Source organism: Pseudomonas guineae (genome assembly GCF_900113745.1).
GTDB lineage: Bacteria > Pseudomonadota > Gammaproteobacteria > Pseudomonadales > Pseudomonadaceae > Aquipseudomonas > Aquipseudomonas guineae.
Map to the genome: position 1 here is coordinate 1322076 of NZ_FOQL01000001.1, position 17671 is coordinate 1339746.

Annotated in this window: 18 protein-coding genes; 8 read left to right on the forward strand and 10 right to left on the reverse strand. The window is 59.8% G+C overall.

Annotated elements, in window-relative coordinates:
- Positions 1 to 10: 10 nt before the first annotated feature.
- The 4 genes from BMZ32_RS06005 to BMZ32_RS06020 are packed head-to-tail and all read right to left on the reverse strand — an operon-like array spanning position 11 to position 3525.
- A complete protein-coding gene (locus BMZ32_RS06005; protein ID WP_090240528.1) occupies positions 11 to 1078 on the reverse strand; it encodes a transporter substrate-binding domain-containing protein in 1068 nt (355 codons plus the stop codon).
- 60 nt (positions 1079 to 1138) lie between these two features.
- Positions 1139 to 1933, reverse strand: a complete 795-nt coding sequence (locus tag BMZ32_RS06010; RefSeq protein ID WP_090240529.1) for a thymidylate synthase — start codon at positions 1931 to 1933, stop codon at positions 1139 to 1141.
- A complete protein-coding gene (gene lgt, locus BMZ32_RS06015; RefSeq protein WP_090240531.1) occupies positions 1933 to 2733 on the reverse strand; it encodes a prolipoprotein diacylglyceryl transferase in 801 nt (266 codons plus the stop codon). The genes BMZ32_RS06010 and lgt overlap by 1 nt, the downstream gene beginning before the upstream one ends.
- A gap of 9 nt (positions 2734 to 2742) precedes the next feature.
- A complete protein-coding gene (locus BMZ32_RS06020; RefSeq protein ID WP_090240532.1) occupies positions 2743 to 3525 on the reverse strand; it encodes a sulfite exporter TauE/SafE family protein in 783 nt (260 codons plus the stop codon).
- Between the two features lie 122 nt (positions 3526 to 3647).
- Here BMZ32_RS06020 and BMZ32_RS06025 point away from each other — a divergent pair, with 122 nt between their 5' ends.
- Both BMZ32_RS06025 and BMZ32_RS06030 read left to right on the forward strand, forming a co-directional pair.
- The gene (locus tag BMZ32_RS06025) at positions 3648 to 4016 is read left to right on the forward strand and encodes a hypothetical protein (RefSeq protein ID WP_090240534.1); all 369 of its coding nucleotides are present in this window, start codon (positions 3648 to 3650) and stop codon (positions 4014 to 4016) included.
- A 3-nt stretch (positions 4017 to 4019) separates the two neighbouring features.
- Positions 4020 to 4766 carry an NRDE family protein gene (locus tag BMZ32_RS06030; RefSeq protein WP_090240535.1) on the forward strand — a complete coding sequence of 249 codons (747 nt, stop codon included), beginning with the start codon at positions 4020 to 4022 and terminating at the stop codon, positions 4764 to 4766.
- 24 nt (positions 4767 to 4790) lie between these two features.
- Here the strand turns inward: BMZ32_RS06030 and ptsP are convergent, their stop codons facing one another.
- Together ptsP and BMZ32_RS06040 are read right to left on the reverse strand one after the other, a co-directional pair.
- Positions 4791 to 7070, reverse strand: coding sequence for a phosphoenolpyruvate--protein phosphotransferase (ptsP, locus tag BMZ32_RS06035; protein WP_090240537.1), 2280 nt, complete (start codon positions 7068 to 7070; stop codon positions 4791 to 4793).
- An 18-nt stretch (positions 7071 to 7088) separates the two neighbouring features.
- Complete coding sequence (locus tag BMZ32_RS06040; RefSeq protein ID WP_090240539.1) at positions 7089 to 7568, reverse strand: RNA pyrophosphohydrolase; 480 nt, start codon at positions 7566 to 7568, stop codon at positions 7089 to 7091.
- Between the two features lie 143 nt (positions 7569 to 7711).
- Between BMZ32_RS06040 and BMZ32_RS06045 the strand changes: the two genes are divergently transcribed.
- Entirely contained in the window at positions 7712 to 8365 is a 654-nt protein-coding gene (locus BMZ32_RS06045) for a histidinol-phosphatase (protein WP_090240540.1), read from the forward strand.
- Between the two features lie 57 nt (positions 8366 to 8422).
- Here the strand turns inward: BMZ32_RS06045 and BMZ32_RS06050 are convergent, their stop codons facing one another.
- Together BMZ32_RS06050 and ilvA are read right to left on the reverse strand one after the other, a co-directional pair.
- The gene (locus BMZ32_RS06050) at positions 8423 to 8863 is read right to left on the reverse strand and encodes a DUF2269 family protein (protein ID WP_090240542.1); all 441 of its coding nucleotides are present in this window, start codon (positions 8861 to 8863) and stop codon (positions 8423 to 8425) included.
- Positions 8864 to 8889: 26 nt separating this feature from the next.
- The gene (gene ilvA / locus BMZ32_RS06055) at positions 8890 to 10404 is read right to left on the reverse strand and encodes a threonine ammonia-lyase, biosynthetic (RefSeq protein WP_090240543.1); all 1515 of its coding nucleotides are present in this window, start codon (positions 10402 to 10404) and stop codon (positions 8890 to 8892) included.
- 161 nt (positions 10405 to 10565) lie between these two features.
- Here ilvA and rpiA point away from each other — a divergent pair, with 161 nt between their 5' ends.
- Positions 10566 to 11240, forward strand: a complete 675-nt coding sequence (rpiA, locus tag BMZ32_RS06060; RefSeq protein WP_090240545.1) for a ribose-5-phosphate isomerase RpiA — start codon at positions 10566 to 10568, stop codon at positions 11238 to 11240.
- A 118-nt stretch (positions 11241 to 11358) separates the two neighbouring features.
- Positions 11359 to 13143 (forward strand): type IV pilus assembly ATPase TfpB, encoded by a 1785-nt coding sequence (gene tfpB / locus BMZ32_RS06065; RefSeq protein ID WP_090240546.1) that lies wholly within the window; start codon positions 11359 to 11361, stop codon positions 13141 to 13143.
- A 2-nt stretch (positions 13144 to 13145) separates the two neighbouring features.
- Here tfpB and BMZ32_RS06070 read toward each other — a convergent pair whose 3' ends face one another.
- Positions 13146 to 13862, reverse strand: a complete 717-nt coding sequence (locus tag BMZ32_RS06070) for a murein L,D-transpeptidase catalytic domain family protein (RefSeq protein WP_090240548.1) — start codon at positions 13860 to 13862, stop codon at positions 13146 to 13148.
- 104 nt (positions 13863 to 13966) lie between these two features.
- On the opposite strand from BMZ32_RS06070, the gene BMZ32_RS06075 reads away from it, so the two are divergent.
- The 3 genes from BMZ32_RS06075 to BMZ32_RS06085 all read left to right on the forward strand — a co-directional run bounded on the left by BMZ32_RS06075 (position 13967) and on the right by BMZ32_RS06085 (position 17048).
- Complete coding sequence (locus tag BMZ32_RS06075; protein WP_090240550.1) at positions 13967 to 15553, forward strand: L,D-transpeptidase family protein; 1587 nt, start codon at positions 13967 to 13969, stop codon at positions 15551 to 15553.
- 115 nt (positions 15554 to 15668) lie between these two features.
- On the forward strand, positions 15669 to 16589 hold the full coding sequence (locus BMZ32_RS06080) for an SPFH domain-containing protein (RefSeq protein WP_090240552.1): 921 nt from the start codon (positions 15669 to 15671) through the stop codon (positions 16587 to 16589).
- A 3-nt stretch (positions 16590 to 16592) separates the two neighbouring features.
- Positions 16593 to 17048 carry an NfeD family protein gene (locus BMZ32_RS06085; RefSeq protein WP_090240553.1) on the forward strand — a complete coding sequence of 152 codons (456 nt, stop codon included), beginning with the start codon at positions 16593 to 16595 and terminating at the stop codon, positions 17046 to 17048.
- A 61-nt stretch (positions 17049 to 17109) separates the two neighbouring features.
- On the opposite strand, the gene gcvH is transcribed toward BMZ32_RS06085, so the two are convergent.
- On the reverse strand, positions 17110 to 17499 hold the full coding sequence (gcvH, locus tag BMZ32_RS06090; RefSeq protein WP_090240555.1) for a glycine cleavage system protein GcvH: 390 nt from the start codon (positions 17497 to 17499) through the stop codon (positions 17110 to 17112).
- Positions 17500 to 17671 lie beyond the last annotated feature (172 nt).

Here is a 17671-nt window from a genome sequence, read left to right on the forward strand (position 1 = left end):
GCCACGGAACTCAGGGCGCACCCAAATACAGCCGCTGTACCTTGGCCCATTCGTCCTCGCCAACCGCGCGCAGTAACTCCAGGTTAATGCGCTCGCGGTAAGGGCTACCGCTGGCCAATGCAAACGCGTAGGACTGGTTCTCGAATGTTCCCGGCAACAAGCGCAGCCCACCTTGGTTTAGCTCACCATTGCGGTACTGCATGATCGGCAAGTCATAGACCACCGCCTCAGCCTCACCTTGCTGAACGGCCTGCATGGCTGTTATCACATTGGGGTAGGTGCTGTGACGAATACGCTGGCTCTCCAGATAGAGCGCACCGGAGGTGTTGTCGACACTGGCCACATGGGCGCGGCGCAGGTCTTCGGCGCTCTGGATACCGCCTTGTAAATTACCCACGGTGAGCATGCTGGCAACCGCTGCAGTGAAGGTCGACACCATGATCAAGCCGGCAAACATCCACACCAGCCCGACCAAACGCCCACCCAGAGTGACCGGCGCTTTATCGCCATAACCGACAGTGGTCATGGTCACCGCCGCCCACCAAAAACTTGAGCCCAGGCCTTGCACCGGCGTACCGCCAAACTGCTCCTGGTTATTGCGTCGCTCAAACAACCAAAGCAACGCACCGACCAGCAGCAACAACACCGCTAAACCGCCGATCAGACTGAGAAACTGCCACGACAACAGCCCTTTAAGCGCCATCCAACCACTTTTGTCGCCATCCCGCTGTAAGCCGATAGCCAGGCCAGTGCGATAAAAGGGATGGGTAAAGTCGAAGCGTTCTTCACGCTCGGCCGTCATGGTCAGCGCGCCCACCACTACGTCCAACTGCCCCTCTTCCAGGCTCGGCAGCAAGCGCTCGAACGGCATGGGCAGCAGCTCAAACCGGTAACCCGCCTTACTGGCAACGCTGCTCCACAGGTCAATACTGATGCCGCGCCAACTGCCATCTGGCTCTTTGATCACGAATGGCGGCACCTCGGTAATGCCCACCCGCAGCACAGGCTCGTTCGGCTCTGCGGCCGTCGCATTCAGCCCTAGCAGCATCAGCCACAAGGCGATCAGAACTCTCGGCATGCGTTGTTCCCCCACTAAAAGACGCCTCAGGGTAACAAAAACAGCCGCCTCATCCCGTGATCAGACGGCCACCGGCGCGCTGATGTGCGGATGCGCCTGATAACCGAGCAGTTCGAAGTCCTCGAATTTGAAGGCCAGAATGTCCTTCACCTCGGGGTTTATTTTCATAGTCGGCAGCGGTAGCGGCTCTCGGCTCAGCTGCAAGTCGGTCTGCTCGATATGGTTGGCGTACAGGTGGCAGTCGCCGCCGGTCCAGATGAAGTCGCCGGGCTGCAAGCCGCAGACCTGAGCGACCATCAGGGTCAGCAAGGCATAGCTGGCGATGTTGAACGGCACACCGAGGAAAATATCCGCCGAGCGCTGATACAGCTGGCAGCTGAGCTTGCCGTCCGCCACATAGAATTGGAACAGCGCGTGGCATGGCGGCAGCGCCATCTGCTCGACCAGCGCCGGGTTCCACGCGGAGACGATCAGGCGGCGTGAGTCCGGGTTCTTTTTGATCATTTCAATCAGTTTGCTGATCTGGTCGATCGACTCGCCGTTCGGCGCCGGCCAACTGCGCCACTGATAGCCGTAGACCGGGCCCAAGTCGCCGTTTTCGTCGGCCCACTCGTCCCAAATCCGTACCCCATTATCCTTCAGGTACTTGATGTTGGTGTCGCCTTGGAGGAACCACAGCAGCTCGTGAATGATTGATTTCAGGTGGCACTTCTTGGTGGTCACCAGCGGGAAACCATCGGCCAGGTTGAAGCGCATCTGGTGGGCAAACAGACTATAAGTGCCGGTGCCGGTGCGGTCAGCCTTGAAAGTGCCGGTCTTGCGCACCAGGCGCATCAAGTCAAGGTATTGCTGCATTACACGGCCTCCTGTGCAGCCTGACGTTTGTAGGCATAGGCAATCAGGCCCAGGCCGCCGAGCACCATCGGTACGCAGAGCACCTGGCCCATGGTTAGCCAGCCGCCGGCCAGGTAGCCCAGCTGCGCATCCGGCACGCGGACAAATTCAACGATAAAGCGGAACACCCCGTAGCTCGCGGCGAACATGCCGGACACGGCCATGGTAGGCCGCGGTTTACGCGAGTAGAACCAGAGGACGGCAAACAGCGCCACACCTTCCAGGGCGAACTGATACAGCTGCGAGGGATGCCGCGCCAGTTGCTGCGGGTCAGTGGGAAAGACCATCGCCCACGGCACGTCAGTGGCCTTGCCCCACAACTCGGCGTTGATGAAGTTACCGATGCGCCCGGCACCCAGGCCGATCGGCACCAACGGGGCAATAAAATCCATCAGTTCGAAGAAGCTCTTGTTGTTGCGCTTACCGAACCACCACGTGGCCAGCATCACGCCAATCAGGCCACCGTGGAACGACATGCCGCCTTCCCAGATGCGCAGCATGCGCACCGGCTCGGCGATGTAGGCCGCCAAGTCGTAAAACAACACATAGCCCAGACGGCCACCGAGAATCACGCCCATGGCCACCCAGAACACCAGATCGGAGAGTTTTTCCTTGTTCCAGGTCGGCGCGAAGGCGTTGACCCGCCGCGAAGCCAGCCACCAGGCACCGCCAATGCCAATCAGGTACATCAGGCCGTACCAGTGAATTTTCAGCGGGCCGAGGGCTAGTGCAACCGGGTCGATCTGCGGGTAAGGCAGCATTTCAATTCCTCAAATCAGAAAACTTAGGCCTACGCTGAACAGCAGCAAGGCAAACAAACGCTTGAGCAGGCGTGGCGACAGCTTGTGCGCCAGGCGTGCGCCGACACGGGCAAAGTACATGCTCGGAATAGCAATACCCACCAGCGCCGGCAGATAGACAAAGCCCAGGCTCCACTCCGGCAACTCGGGCTTGTGCCAACCCAACCAGATAAAACTTAGGGCACTGGCCATGGCAATCGGCAGGCCGCAAGCCGAAGACGTCGCCACCGCTTTCTGCATTGCCACACCACGCCAGGTCAGGAACGGCACGGTTAACGAACCGCCGCCAATCCCAAAAATTGCAGAGGCCCAGCCAATCACGCTACCGGCTAAGGCCAGTCCGGGCTTGCCTGGGACAGTGCGGCTGGCTTTGGGTTTCAGTTCCAAGGCCATTTGCAGGGCGATGATGATGGCAAATACACCAATGACCTTCTGCAGCATGGGGCCCTTAATGGCTGCGGCGGTCATCGCGCCCAGTCCGGCACCGAGCAGAATGCCCACAGTCATCCAGGCAAACACCGGCCACAACACCGCGCCTTTACGCTGATGTTCGAGCACCGAATTGATCGAGGTGAAGATGATGGTCGCCAGCGACGTGCCGACCGCCAGGTGCGTCAAGATCGCCGGCTCAAAGCCCTGCGCGGCAAAGCTCAGCACCAACACCGGCACGATGATAATGCCGCCCCCTACGCCAAATAACCCGGCCAAGGTTCCAGCAGCAGCCCCCAAGACTAAATACAGCAGCAGTTCCATCAGCACCCCCGCAAACAATCCAGCATGGTAACGGATGCACAGGGCCGGACTCTAGTTTGGGCGATGGATGTACGCACAGGCTTTGCGTACAGTGCCACGATGCGACCAAGGAATAGAGCATCGTGCGCCCGACCCTGTACCTCAAGTTGAGCTGTAACCAGATGCACCTCACGCACCTGCAAAATGGCCGCGAGCTGCACCTGCTAGCTGATCCACCGTTCAGCAATCAACGCTTGCTGGTGGCGGATTTTGCAGTGGCCGAGCACCTGTTACAGCGCGCAATAGCGGAACTCCTGCCCACGCGTTTGCTGCGCCTGAGCCGACCGCCACAGCTATTAATTCAACCATTGGAACGGCTCGAAGGCGGCCTGTCACAGGTCGAGGAACGTATTCTGCTGGAGCTTGGCCTGGGCTGCGGCGCGCGCAAGGTACGCTTGCACATGGGGCCGGAGCTGGACAGCGCCGGCGTACTGGCGAAATTAAGGAGCTAAGCCATGTGCTTGATCGTCCTAGCATGGCGCCCTGGCCATGCACAGCCGCTGCTTGTAGCGGCTAACCGCGATGAATTCTATAACCGCCCGAGCCAGGTATTGGCCGAATGGCCTGATGCACCGGGCGTGTTTGCCGGGCGCGATCTCCAGGCCGGCGGCACCTGGCTGGGTGTCGGCCCAAACGGGCGCTTTGCCGCCCTAACCAATATCCGCAACCCAAGCCTAGCCTTAGGCACACGCTCACGAGGCGAGTTACCGCGAGCTTTTCTGGGTGGCGACCTAGGTACAGCCGAATTCCTCCAGTACCTGAAGGAGCAAAGCCCGCACTACAGCGGTTTTAATTTGCTACTGGGTGATCACCAACAACTCTGGCACTTCAACTCCCAGGAGAGACGCGCCACTGCCTTGGCTGAAGGCGTGCACGGAGTATCGAATGCCGATCTAAACACGCCATGGCCCAAGCTGTTACGAACCAAAAGCGCGCTGCAAAGCGAGCTGCAGGCGCCATACCCACACCGACTGCTCGACCTATTGGCCGACTCAAGCCAAGCGGCGGACACTGACCTGCCGCAAACCGGTATCGGCCTGACCTTCGAACGCCTGCTGTCCAGCGCCTTTATTGCCAGCCCGACTTACGGCACACGGGCCAGCACGGTATTGATCGTCAATGTAGACGGCAGCCGCCAATTGCTGGAACGTAGTTTTGGGGTCAATGGGGCGTATCTGGGCGAGGTAGCGTTGAGCTGCTAATGACCATCAGCCGCTCAGCGCCTGTCAGGCCTGAATATCCGAGGCCGGATTGATCATACGACCCAGGCCGAGGTTGCGCAGGGCCAGTTGCAAGGTGCTGTGGATCACTTGCGGACTGTCGATGCTCATCACTTGGGCGAGCAATTCTTGGGCCTTGCCCATGCTGATCTGACGCAACAACCACTTCACCTTGGGCAGGTTGGTGGCGTTCATTGATAGGCCATCGAAGCCCATGGCCATCAGCAATACCGCCGCCGCAGGGTCGCCGGCCATCTCGCCGCAGATGGTCACGGGCTTGCCTTCGGCATGCCCGCCTGCCACAACGATCTGCAACGCCTGCAACACGGCTGGATGAAGGAAGTCATACAAGTCGGCGACCCGTGGATTGTTACGGTCCACGGCTAACAAGTATTGGGTCAGGTCGTTAGAGCCGACCGAGAGGAAGTCAACCTGGCGCGCCAGCTCGCGCACCTGATAGACCGCAGCAGGAATTTCGATCATCACGCCGATGGGCGGTAGCGGCACGTCGGTGCCTTCATCGCGCACCTCGCCCCAAGCGCGGTGAATCAAGTGCAACGCCTCTTCTAGCTCCTGAATGCCGGAAATCATCGGCAGCAGAATGCGCAGGTTATCCAAGCCTTCGCTGGCTTTGAGCATGGCGCGGGTTTGTACCAGGAAAATTTCCGGGTGATCGAGGGTCACACGAATGCCGCGCCAACCGAGGAAGGGATTGTCTTCCTTGATCGGGAAATAGCTCAACGCCTTGTCACCACCAATATCCAAACTGCGCATGGTCACCGGCAGCGGATGGAAGGCGACCAGTTGCTCGCGATAAATCGCCAGCTGCTCCTTCTCGCTGGGGAAGCGCTCCTTGATCATAAACGGCACTTCGGTGCGGTACAGGCCAACGCCTTCTGCACCGCGTTCCTGGGCGCGCTTCACATCGGCGAGCAGACCGGTGTTAACCCACAGCGGCATGCGGTGGCCGTCGAGGGTTTCGCAGGGCAAGCCACGTAATGCATCTAGGCCTTGGGCCAGTTGACGCTCTTCCTCAACTACTTCGGCGTATTGCTTGCGCAATATTTCACTGGGGTTGGTGAACACCTCGCCGTGATAACCGTCGACGATTAGCTGAATGCCATCGATCTTCGAATACGGCAGATCGACCGCGCCCATCACCGTGGGAATACCCATGGCGCGAGCAAAGATCGCCACATGCGAGTTGCCCGAGCCCTGCACCGAGACCAAGCCGACTAGTTTGCCTTCCGGCACCTCACCAAGCATCGCAGGCGACAGTTCTTCGCTGACCAGAATACAGTTGTCCGGGTACACCAGTGTTTGCTGCCGTGCCTGCTGCAGATAAGCCAACAAGCGCCGACCGAGGTCTTTGACGTCGCTGGCGCGTTCGCGCAGGTAGGCGTCGTCCATCAGCTCGAATCGATTGATATGCTCGCCGATCACCTGACGCAGCGCGCCCTGCGCCCACTGGCCAGTCTTGATGACCTTGACCACCTCGTTACCGAGGGCGGCGTCTTCCAGCATCATCAGGTACACGTCGAACAGCGCACGCTCTTCGGGGCGCAACTGAGTGGCCATCTTCGCCGAAAGCGCACGCATGTCGCTGCGAACACCTTCCAATGCGTCATTAAAAAGGGTCAGTTCGGCGGCTATATCGTCGACGGACTTGTCGGGTACCACGTCTAGATCGGCCGGTGGCAGCACCACCACAGCCGTACCTACAGCGGCACCGGGTGAGCCCGGCACACCGACGAACTTAGCTTCTTGAATACCCTTGCCCTGTCGACCCAGGCCGCGGATCGAGCCGGTGGCCTCGGCGTGGGCGATAACCCCGGCAAGTTGGGCGCTCATGGTGACGAGGAAGGCTTCCTCACCTTCGTCGAACTGGCGTCGTTCTTTTTGCTGGACGACCAAGACACCCATCACCCGACGGTGGTGAATAATCGGCGAGCCGAGGAAAGAGGCGTAACGCTCTTCGCCCGTTTCGGCAAAGTAGCGATAGCGTGGGTGTTCGGAGGCGTGTTCGAGGTTAAGTGGCTCTTCGCGGGTGCCGACCAGGCCGACCAAACCCTCGTTGGGTGCCATGCTGACTTTGCCTATGGCTTTCTTGTTCAGGCCTTCGGTGGCCATCAACACGAAGCGATTAGTCTCCAAGTCCATTAGGTAGACCGAGCAAACCTGGCTGCCCATGGCCTCGCGCACTCGCTGCACGATAATGCCCAGCGCCGCGTTAAGGTCCTTGGCGGCGTTTACTTCCTGGACAATTTTGCGCAGCGTATTGAGCATGCTTGGCTCTAGCCTGTATCAGTCCCGCGCCAAGAGGCGCGGGGCGAGTTCTTTTAAGGCGCGACGGTAAACCTCGCGCTTGAAGGTGACCACTTGGCCCAGCGGGTACCAGTAACTGACCCAGCGCCAGCCGTCGAATTCCGGCTTACCGGTCAGGTCCATACGCACACGGTCCTCGGTGCCAGTTAACCGCAGCAGAAACCACTTCTGTTTCTGCCCAATGCACAGCGGTTGGCTGTGCGTGCGCACCAAACGCTGAGGCAGACGATAACGCAACCAGCCACGGGTGCAGGCGAGAATTTTCACATCCTGCTGCTCTAGGCCAACTTCTTCGTTCAATTCGCGGTACAGCGCGTCTTCCGGCGACTCATGGTCATTAATCCCGCCTTGCGGGAACTGCCAAGCGTCCTGGTTTATCCGACGCGCCCACAGCACCTGACCAACTTCATTGGTCAGAATGATGCCGACATTAGGGCGAAAACCATCAGAATCGATCACGGCGCACAACCTCGTAAACGCATGTTTCGGCATTGTTCCACAAAGGCTGCGGCAGCGGCAACGCAAGCCGCCCGCGTAATAGGAATGACCTCTAAAAGCCGTTATCCTCAGCCCCCTCAGACCTTTGCGATCATAGGTGTCCCGTGCGTTTGGCTTTATTCGATCTCGACAACACCCTACTCGGCGGCGACAGCGATCACGCCTGGGGCGATTATCTGTGTGAGCGTGGCATCCTCGACGGCATTGCCTACAAGGCGCGCAACGACGCGTTTTATGAGGATTATTTAGCCGGGTGCCTGAACATCACCGACTACCTGAATTTCAGCCTAGAAATCCTCGGCCGCACCGAAATGGCTCAACTGGCCCAGTGGCACCGCGAGTTTATGCGCGACTGCGTCGAGCCGATCATCCTGGCAAAAGGCGAGGCACTGCTCGCCGAGCACCGCGAAGCCGGCGATAAGCTGCTCATCATCACCGCCACCAACCGCTTCGTTACCGCGCCGATTGCCGCACGCCTGGGGGTCGACACCCTATTGGCGACCGAGTGCGAGATGCTTGATGACCGCTACACCGGCCGCACCACCGACGTGCCATGTTTCAAGGAAGGCAAGGTCACCCGCCTTAACCGCTGGCTCGGCGAAACCGGTCTAAGCCTGGCCGATAGCTACTTCTACAGCGACTCGCTGAACGACCTGCCATTACTGGAACAGGTCACCCACCCGCTTGCCGTCGACCCCGACCCGAACCTGCGCGCCGAAGCCGAGAAACGTGGCTGGCCAGTGATCTCGCTGCGCTAAACCCGCCGCTACGAAAAACGCCGCCTAATCAGGCGGCGTTTTTGCTGGGTCAGAGAATCAAACCGGCTTGGCGCCCATCAGGCCCATGATCGTCAGCAACAGCACGATAATCAGTACGCCATAAACTGCAGCAAGACGCTTTAGGCTGGCGGGTGCAGGGCGATCGCCCAACGCTTGCCAAGCAGCCAGACGGCCATTGAGCAACAGACCGAGCAGCACCATCACGGCAAACAGCACGCTGCTGGCCAGCAGCCAGGTTTGGCTGAGGGGTAAACCGGTTAAATCAACTAGCCACCAGCCCGTTACCGGCAAACTCAAGGCCAGCAGACCGAGCACCGGCAGGCTAATCAGCCGGGTCCGTTTGAGTTTGCGCTGCAATATGGCCGTATCACCGCTACGCGCTGCCTTCCACAGCATAAAAATATGCGCCAGAACCCCCAGCAGCAAGAATATCCCGGGCAGCATGTGCAGCATTTTCAGCAACGGGTAGTGTTCCATCAGTTCAGTCCTACCGGGTATCCGGCTTATCCAAGAAAGAGTTTGTACGCTGGGTTATCGCTCTCATCCCAATAGCGATAACCGATGGCATCCAGCGCCGCCGGCAGCAGATGACGCTCGGCGCTCGGCACCTGCAGGCCTGCGACCACACGGCCATCGGCAGCGCCGTGGTTGCGATAGTGGAACATCGAGATGTTCCAGCGGCCACCGAGCTTTTGTAAGAAATTAAACAGCGCGCCCGGCCGCTCGGGGAATTCGAAACGTAGCACCACTTCATCCGGCACTGCCGCCGCATGTCCACCGACCATGTGGCGAATATGCAGCTTGGCCAACTCGTTATCGGTCAGGTCAAGCACCGGGAAGCCTTGCTCACGCAGGCCGTGCACCAGAGCAGTACGCGGATCATTCTCCGGATGAGTCTGCACGCCGACAAAGATGTGGGCTTCACGGTCTTGGTGATAGCGGTAGTTAAATTCGGTGATTTGCCGTTTGCCGATGGCCTCGCAGAACGCTTTGAAGCTACCTGGCTGCTCGGGGATGGTCACGGCAATGATCGCTTCGCGCTTCTCGCCCAACTCGGCGCGCTCAGCCACATGGCGTAGGCGATCGAAATTAACATTGGCGCCGGAGTCGATCCCTACCAAAACCTGGCCGCGACAGCCTTCGCGCTCCACATACTTTTTGATCCCAGCCACGCTGAGCGCACCGGCTGGTTCGGTAATCGAGCGAGTGTCGTCGTAAATATCCTTGATCGCCGCGCACATCTCGTCGGTGCTGACGGTGATCACCTCATCGACATAGTCTTTGCACACCGCAAAAGTGTGCAAACCGATCTGCGCCACGGCCACGCCATCAGCAAACAGCCCGACTTGCGACAGCACCACCCGCTCACCAGCGGCCATGGCAGCTTGCAGGCAATTGGAGTCATCTGGCTCGACACCGATGATTTTGATCTCAGGACGCAGGTATTTCACATAGGCGGCGATCCCGGCGATCAGCCCGCCGCCGCCAACCGGAACGAAGATCGCATCCAGCTTGCCCGGCTGCTGACGGAGGATCTCCATGGCGATGGTGCCCTGCCCAGCGATGGTGTGCGGATCGTCGTAGGGGTGGATATAGATGTAACCCTTCTCGTCGACCAATTTCAGCGAATACGCCAGCGCTTCGGGGAAGGTGTCGCCATGCAACACCACTTTGCCGCCGCGCGAGCGCACCCCTTGCACCTTGATCTCCGGGGTAGTCTTAGGCATCACGATAGTGGCCTTGACTCCCAGCACCTTGGCCGCCAACGCCAAACCTTGGGCGTGATTACCCGCTGATGCAGTGACCACGCCACACGCCTGCTCCTCAGCCGACAGCTGCGCCAGCTTGTTGTAGGCCCCGCGAATCTTGAACGAGTACACCGGCTGCAGGTCTTCACGCTTGAGCAAAATCTGGTTGCCCAAGCGCTCGGAAAGCTGGTTAGCGACGTGCAGCGGAGTTTCCACCGCCACGTCATAAACGCGCGAGGTGAGGATCTTTTTAACGTACTGTTCGAGCATGGCGTGATCGCAGGCGTCTTTTCAGGAAGTCCGCGAGTCTACCCCAGGGCCGCGCCGCACGACCACACAACGCAGGGGTTTTCCCGGCCGCCAGCTCACTGGCGGCGCAGGCGCGCTATAATTTGAGCCCTTCCCCCCACTCCCACGCCAGGTGTCCCATGATGAATCAAGATCAACTCAAGCAAGCCGTCGCACAGGCTGCCGTCGACTTTATTCTGCCCAAGCTCGACGCCAAGAGTGTGATCGGCGTCGGTACCGGCTCCACCGCTAACTGCTTTATCGACGCCTTGGCCAAGCACAAGACCGAATTCGACGGTGCGGTGGCCAGCTCCGAAGCCACCGCCGCGCGCCTCAAGGGCCACGGCATTCCGGTGTATGAGCTGAACACCGTCAGCGACCTGGAGTTTTATGTCGATGGGGCCGATGAAAGCGACGAACACCTCAACCTGATCAAAGGCGGCGGCGCAGCCCTGACCCGCGAGAAGATCGTTGCCGCTGTGGCGCAAACTTTTATCTGCATCGCCGACGCCAGCAAGCTGGTGCCCCTGCTCGGAGCCTTCCCGCTGCCGGTGGAAGTCATCCCAATGGCGCGCAGCCATGTCGCCCGCCAGCTGGTCAAACTCGGCGGCGACCCGGTGTACCGCGAGGGCGTGCTGACTGATAACGGCAATATCATCCTCGACGTATTTAACCTGTCGATCGTCAACCCGGCGGAATTGGAAAGCCAGATCAACGCCATCGTCGGCGTCGTCACCAACGGCCTGTTTGCCGCACGCCCAGCAGACCTGCTGCTGCTCGGTACCGCTGAAGGTGTGAAAACGCTCAAGCGTGCCTAAACCCGGCTCAAAGCAGGTATCGGCGGCCATGCAAAAATGGATTAAGTCGGCAGACAGGCGGCCTGCTTGGCGTCATGCTGCCGGCATTGCTTAGTTTTCAGCACCGCTAGGGAGCGTTATGTCCGCATTTGTCTCGACCACCCATGATCGCCAGTTGGAACTCGCCGACCTGCTGCGTGAGTTGGTCGCCCAAGGCCGGACCAATCAAGACAATGCCGAGCAATGCCTGGCGATCCGCCGTAGCACCATCAGCAGCCAGCAACACCCGTTGGAGTTTCTCGCCGCCCAGCACCTCGACGACCTCAAACGTCCAGGCAAAAAACTCGAAATTGAAGGCCTGACCCGCTGGCTAGCAGAGCAGTGCGGGCAACCCTTCCTGCGCATCGACCCACTGAAGATCGATGTCGCCGCCATCACCCCACTGATGTCCTATGCCTTCGCCCAACGTCATAAGATTCTCGCCGTAGCGGTGGATAACGACAGCGTAACCATCGCCAGCAGCGAACCTTTGGTGTCGAGCTGGGAAATCGACCTGACCCACGTGCTCAAGCGCCCGATTAAGCGCGTGGTGGCCAGCCCAACGGATATTCAACGCTTTACCGTGGAGTTTTATCGCCTGGCCAAATCGGTCAGTGGCGCCTCGGCCGGCGACAGCAAAATCAGCGGCAGCGGCAACTTCGAACAGCTGCTCAACCTTGGCGCACAAGACCAAGAGCCCGATGCCAACGATGCGCATATCGTCAATATCGTCGACTGGCTCTTCCAGTACGCCTTTACCCAGCGCGCCAGCGACATCCATATCGAGCCGCGCCGCGAGCAGGGCAGCGTACGCTTCCGTATCGACGGTGTGCTGCATACCGTTTATCAATTCCCGCCCCAAGTGACCATGGCCATCGTCAGCCGCCTGAAAAGTCTGGGCCGGATGAACGTGGCGGAAAAACGCAAACCGCAAGATGGTCGAGTCAAAACCAAGACCCCGGACGGCGGCGAAGTCGAGCTACGTCTGTCGACGATGCCGACGGCCTTCGGCGAAAAAATGGTGATGCGGATTTTCGACCCGGAAGTGTTGCTGAAAAGCTTCGATCAGCTGGGTTTCTCCGCCGATGACCTGAAACGCTGGCAGGGCATGACCGCCCAGCCCAACGGCATCATCTTGGTCACCGGCCCCACCGGCTCAGGCAAGACCACCACGCTGTACACCACGCTCAAGCAGCTGGCGACTCAGGAAGTTAACGTTTGCACCATCGAAGACCCCATCGAGATGATCGAAGGCGCCTTCAATCAAATGCAGGTGCAGCACAATATCGACCTGACCTTCGCCAGCGGCGTGCGCGCGTTGATGCGCCAGGACCCGGACATCATCATGGTCGGCGAGATTCGTGACCTGGAAACCGCCGAAATGGCGATCCAAGCAGCGCTGACCGGCCACCTAGTGCTGTCGACCCTGCACACCAACGACGCGCCCAGCGCTATCACGCGACTGCTGGAACTGGGCGTGCCGCATTACCTGCTCAAAGCCACCCTGCTCGGGGTGATGGCGCAGCGCCTGGTGCGCACCCTGTGCCCGCATTGCAAGGCACCGCATGAGCTGGGTGAAGACGACTGGCAGAGCCTGACTAAACCCTGGAATGCGCCGCTACCAACCCAGGCGCACCGGGCCGTGGGCTGCCTGGAGTGCCGTGACACCGGCTACCGCGGGCGAGCCGGGGTGTATGAAATCATGCTGATCAATGATGCGATGAAGCCACTGATCACCGCTGACACCGACCTTATCGCCCTGCGTCGGCACGCCTTCAAGGAGGGTATGCGCAGCCTGCGTCTATCCGGCGCGCAGAAGGTTGGCGCCGGTCTGACTACAATTGAGGAAGTACTGCGGGTGACCCCGCAAAGCGAACAGAAATAAGCTTAGCTTCGTGGCAACCGCGGCTGGCGGACAGGGCTGCTCGCCACCCGCTGCGGTTTGCAATCCAGGTAGGCGGAACCCTCTAGCCAGCGCTGATTGGAGTGCCAAGCAAACAGAAACTGACCACCCTTGAGCTGATCGACCACCATCCTCGCCACCTCCGGGCGAACCGCAGGGCAGCCCAGGCTACGGCCAATCCGCCCTTGGCTTTGCACCAGGCTCGGGCTGACATAGGCCGCACCGTGAATGACGATGGCGCGTTCGCGGGCCAGATCATTCAGCCCCGGCTCCAAGCCGTCCATGCGCAAGGAGTAACCATGTTTACCGCGGTAGCTTTCGGCTGTACGAAACAGGCCAAGGCTGCTCTGGTGACTACCCAAGCGATTGGAGAAACTCTCAGCAAAGTTCTCTCCCGACTGGCGGCCATGGGCGACAAAATCGCGTAACAACAGACGCTTGCTTTGCAGATCGAAGATCCACAGGCGCCGCTCGGTGGAGGGCCGCGAATAATCGATCACCGCTAAGCGGCGAGCCGGTTCAGCGCCATGATTTACCGCGCATTGCATCGCCGCCAGGGCATGGCGCAGGGCCTGCTGGTTAAGCCCAGGGGCAATCCGCGACAAGTCCTTCAGCGGGCCATCTTCTGCTGCCATTGCGGCCAGCGGCATGCAAAAAAAACAAAAACTGATAAGGCAGAACCGACCAACACGTCCAAACATTCGCAAATACCTCAAGTGCCTAACTAAGGCCACAATATCTGACCTTGCTCCCCCTATACTGGCAGCGGTAAACCCGCTTTTAGGCCAAGGACTGGAGCCGTAGATTGTTCAAAAAACACACACCTTACCTGAGCATCGCCCTGCTCACCCTGCCACTGGTCGCGAATGCTGCCGATGCGCCTTTCGCCACCCGCGACGATCTGCGTCCGTTACTGGCTGAGCTGACGCAGCATTGCAGTGCAGTACCGAGCAGCCTAGACGAGAATGCTCAGCGGCAGCTGCAGGCTTTCTATGCACAACGCGACGGGCAACCCGCCTGGCAAAGCGGCGCGCAACTGCTGCAATTGCGCGAACAGCTTACGCAGTTGGCTGATGACGGCCTACAGCCCAGCGAATATGAGCTGCCCAGCTTGGTCGCGGAAGGCGTCGACGAGCAGCGCGATTGCGCCGAACTGCTGACCAGCCACAGTTACCTACAGGCCCTGCTGCATCTGCGTCGTGGCCGCTTGCTGCAAGAGCGGCTGGAACCTGTCTGGCAGGCACCTGGCAAGACCAATCCTGACCTAAACATGGCGACCTTGTCGCTGGCCTTGCTGCACCTCCAAGCCCCTGCAGCAGCCTTTGCCAGCGCACGGCCGGCCACCGTGCAATACCAGCAGCTGCGTAGCGCCTACGCACAATACCGCCTGCAGCCGCTAAACCTGTGGACACCACTGACCGGCGGACCACTGCTCAAACCCGACGGCAACGATGCGCGGCTGCCTGCACTCCGCGCACGGCTGTTCGCTCAGGGTTATCTGGACGCGCCAGGCGAGACACTGGGCAGCGTCTATGACAAGGCCACTCAGTCTGCCGTGGAGAACTTCCAGCGCGACCATGGCCTCAATCCAGACGGCATTCTCGGCCCCGCCAGCCTGACTGAGCTGAATATCAGCGCGCAGATGCGCCGCGAGCAACTGCGCGCCAATCTCGAACGTCTGCGCTGGCTGGCCGATGACATGCGCGAAGCCGAAGTACTGATCAATGTCGCAGCCGCCGAGTTACAGGTCCTGCGGCACAATCAGCTGCTCTGGCGCAGCCGCACCCAGGTCGGCCGCGCCGAACGGCAAACACCGCTACTCACCTCGCGCATTGACCGGCTAACCCTCAATCCGACCTGGACCGTGCCGCCCACCATCCTGCGCGAAGATAAACTACCGGCCATTCGCGAGGACATTGGCTACCTCGAACGCCACCAGATGAGCGTAATCGACTACGACGGCAACCTGCTCGACCCCAATAGCATTAACTGGGAGCGTCCCGGCGCGATACTTCTGCGCCAGTCGTCCGGCAGTCACAACCCGCTGGGTCGGGTTGTACTGCGCTTCGCCAATCCATTCGCGGTGTACCTGCACGACACCCCCAGCCAGCAGCTGTTCAGCAAGGCACCGCGCGCCTTTAGTTCTGGCTGCGTGCGGGTTGAGGCCGTCGACACCCTGCTCACCTGGTTACTCATGCCGGGTGAACTGGAGCAGGTACAAACGCGCATCACCAGTGGCAAGACCCAGCAATACCGGCTGCAGCGTCCTGCGCCGCTGCTGATTGCCTACTGGACAGCCGAAGCCAGCGCCGATGGCACTCTGCACTACTACCCGGATATCTATGCCCGCGATGCCCGTTTGATCCAGGCCCTGGCGCAGCATGTGCCCTGATCGCCAGATACGTCGATTGCTCGGCGCACCTTGCAACACCATCGACAGCCGCTCTCACAGCAACTGTGCTTAGATAACTCAACAGCACTCTTCATTCAGCAAGGAGCTACACCACATGGAAATCGGCAGCGTCATTTTTCTGTTTGTCGGCCTCGCCGTCGCCATCGTCTTCATGGGCTTTAAGGTTGTACCACAAGGCTCGGAATGGACGGTCGAGCGCTTCGGCCGCTACACCAACACCCTCAAGCCAGGACTCAACATTATCGTGCCTGTGATGGACAAAATTGGCCGCAAGCTCAACGTGATGGAAAATGTGCTGGATATCCCACCACAAGAAGTGATTACCGCCGATAACGCCACGGTAGAAATCGACGCCATTTGCTTCTTCCAGATCATCAATGCGGCCCAGGCGGCTTACGAGGTGAACAACCTCGAGCACGCCATCCGCAACCTGGTGATGACTAATATCCGCACCGTCCTCGGTTCTATGGAGCTGGACGCCATGCTCGGCCAGCGCGATGCAATCAACGAAAAGCTGCTGCGCACCGTCGATGAGGCTACTGCGCCCTGGGGCATCAAGATCACCCGCATCGAGATCAAAGACATCAGCCCACCCGCCGATCTGATGGCCGCCATGTCTGGGCAGATGAAAGCCGAACGTATCAAGCGCGCGCAAATTCTTGAAGCCGAAGGCATGCGCCAAGCGGCCATCCTCACCGCTGAAGGGCAGAAGCAGGGTGACATTCTCAAAGCCGAAGGCCAGCGCCAGGCAGCCTTCCTCGAAGCTGAGGCGCGCGAACGGGCCGCCCAAGCGGAAGCCGAAGCCACGCGCATGGTGTCCGAGGCCATCGCCAGCGGTAACGTGCAGGCGGTCAACTACTTCGTTGCGCAGAAATACATCGAAGCCCTTGGCAAACTGGCCAGCGCCAACAACAGCAAGGTGATCCTCATGCCACTGGAAGCCAGCCAGGTCATCGGCGCGGTTGGCGGCATCGGCGAAATCGTCAAGGCCACCTTCGGTGATAAGAAGGATTAATCCATGTGGGACTTTTTACAGCACCTGTCGTACTGGAACTGGCTGGCCTTCGGCACCTTGTTGCTAATTCTCGAAGTGTTCGGCGCCGGTGGCTACCTGCTGTGGATCGGCTTGGCCGCTGCCAGCGTCGGCCTGCTGACGTTTGTGTTCCCTGGCCTGCCTTGGGCTGGGCAGTTCATTCTGTTCGGCCTGCTCTCGGTGCTGACGGCGGTGTTCTGGTGGCAGCGTCAACGCAGCGCGGCGAAACCCTCTGACCAACCTGGACTCAACCAGCGCGGCAGCGAATTGGTCGGCCGCACCTTCGCGCTGCATGAGCCGATCAGTGGCGGGCGCGGCAAGATTAAAGCCGGCGACAGCTTGTGGCTGGTGGTAGGCGCCGACCTACCGGCGGGTACGCCGGTTCGGGTGGTCGGTCAGAATGGTGTGCTGCTGCAGGTTGAAGCCGTGCAGCCGGGCTGATCTTAAGCCCGTTAAACGACAAAGCCCCGCAATGCGGGGCTTTGTCGTTTAACGCTACGCCTCAGGCGTCGCTGTCGGCGGTGGCCTTGTAAGCGCCCGCGTCGAGCAGCTTGTCCAGCTCGCTGACGTCGCTCGGCTTGAGCTTGAAGAACCAGCTGCCATAAGGATCGCTATTGACGCTTTCCGGGCTGTCGGCAAGGCCGTCGTTGATCGCAATCACTTCACCGGAGATCGGCGCATAGATATCCGAAGCAGCCTTAACCGACTCGACCACGCCCGCTTCCTGACCAGCATTCAGCGTTTTACCAACGTCCGGCAGCTCGATGAACACCACATCGCCCAACGCTTCTTGAGCGTGATCGGAAATACCGACGGTAACACTGCCATCAGCTTCCAGGCGCGCCCACTCATGGCTGGCGGCATAACGCAGATCGGCGAGAATATTGCTCATGTGTGGTTCCTTATCTGGCATGACGGCGACCGCGCCGTCATGGAAATTTAGCAGGCCTTGGCCATACCGAAAGAAAGTCTTTTAACTCGTAACAGCCGCCCCAGCAGCAGCTAGCGGGACGTCCCAGATCCTTCTGGCTACAGGTCTGATGCAACTATTCGCGCCAGCCCTG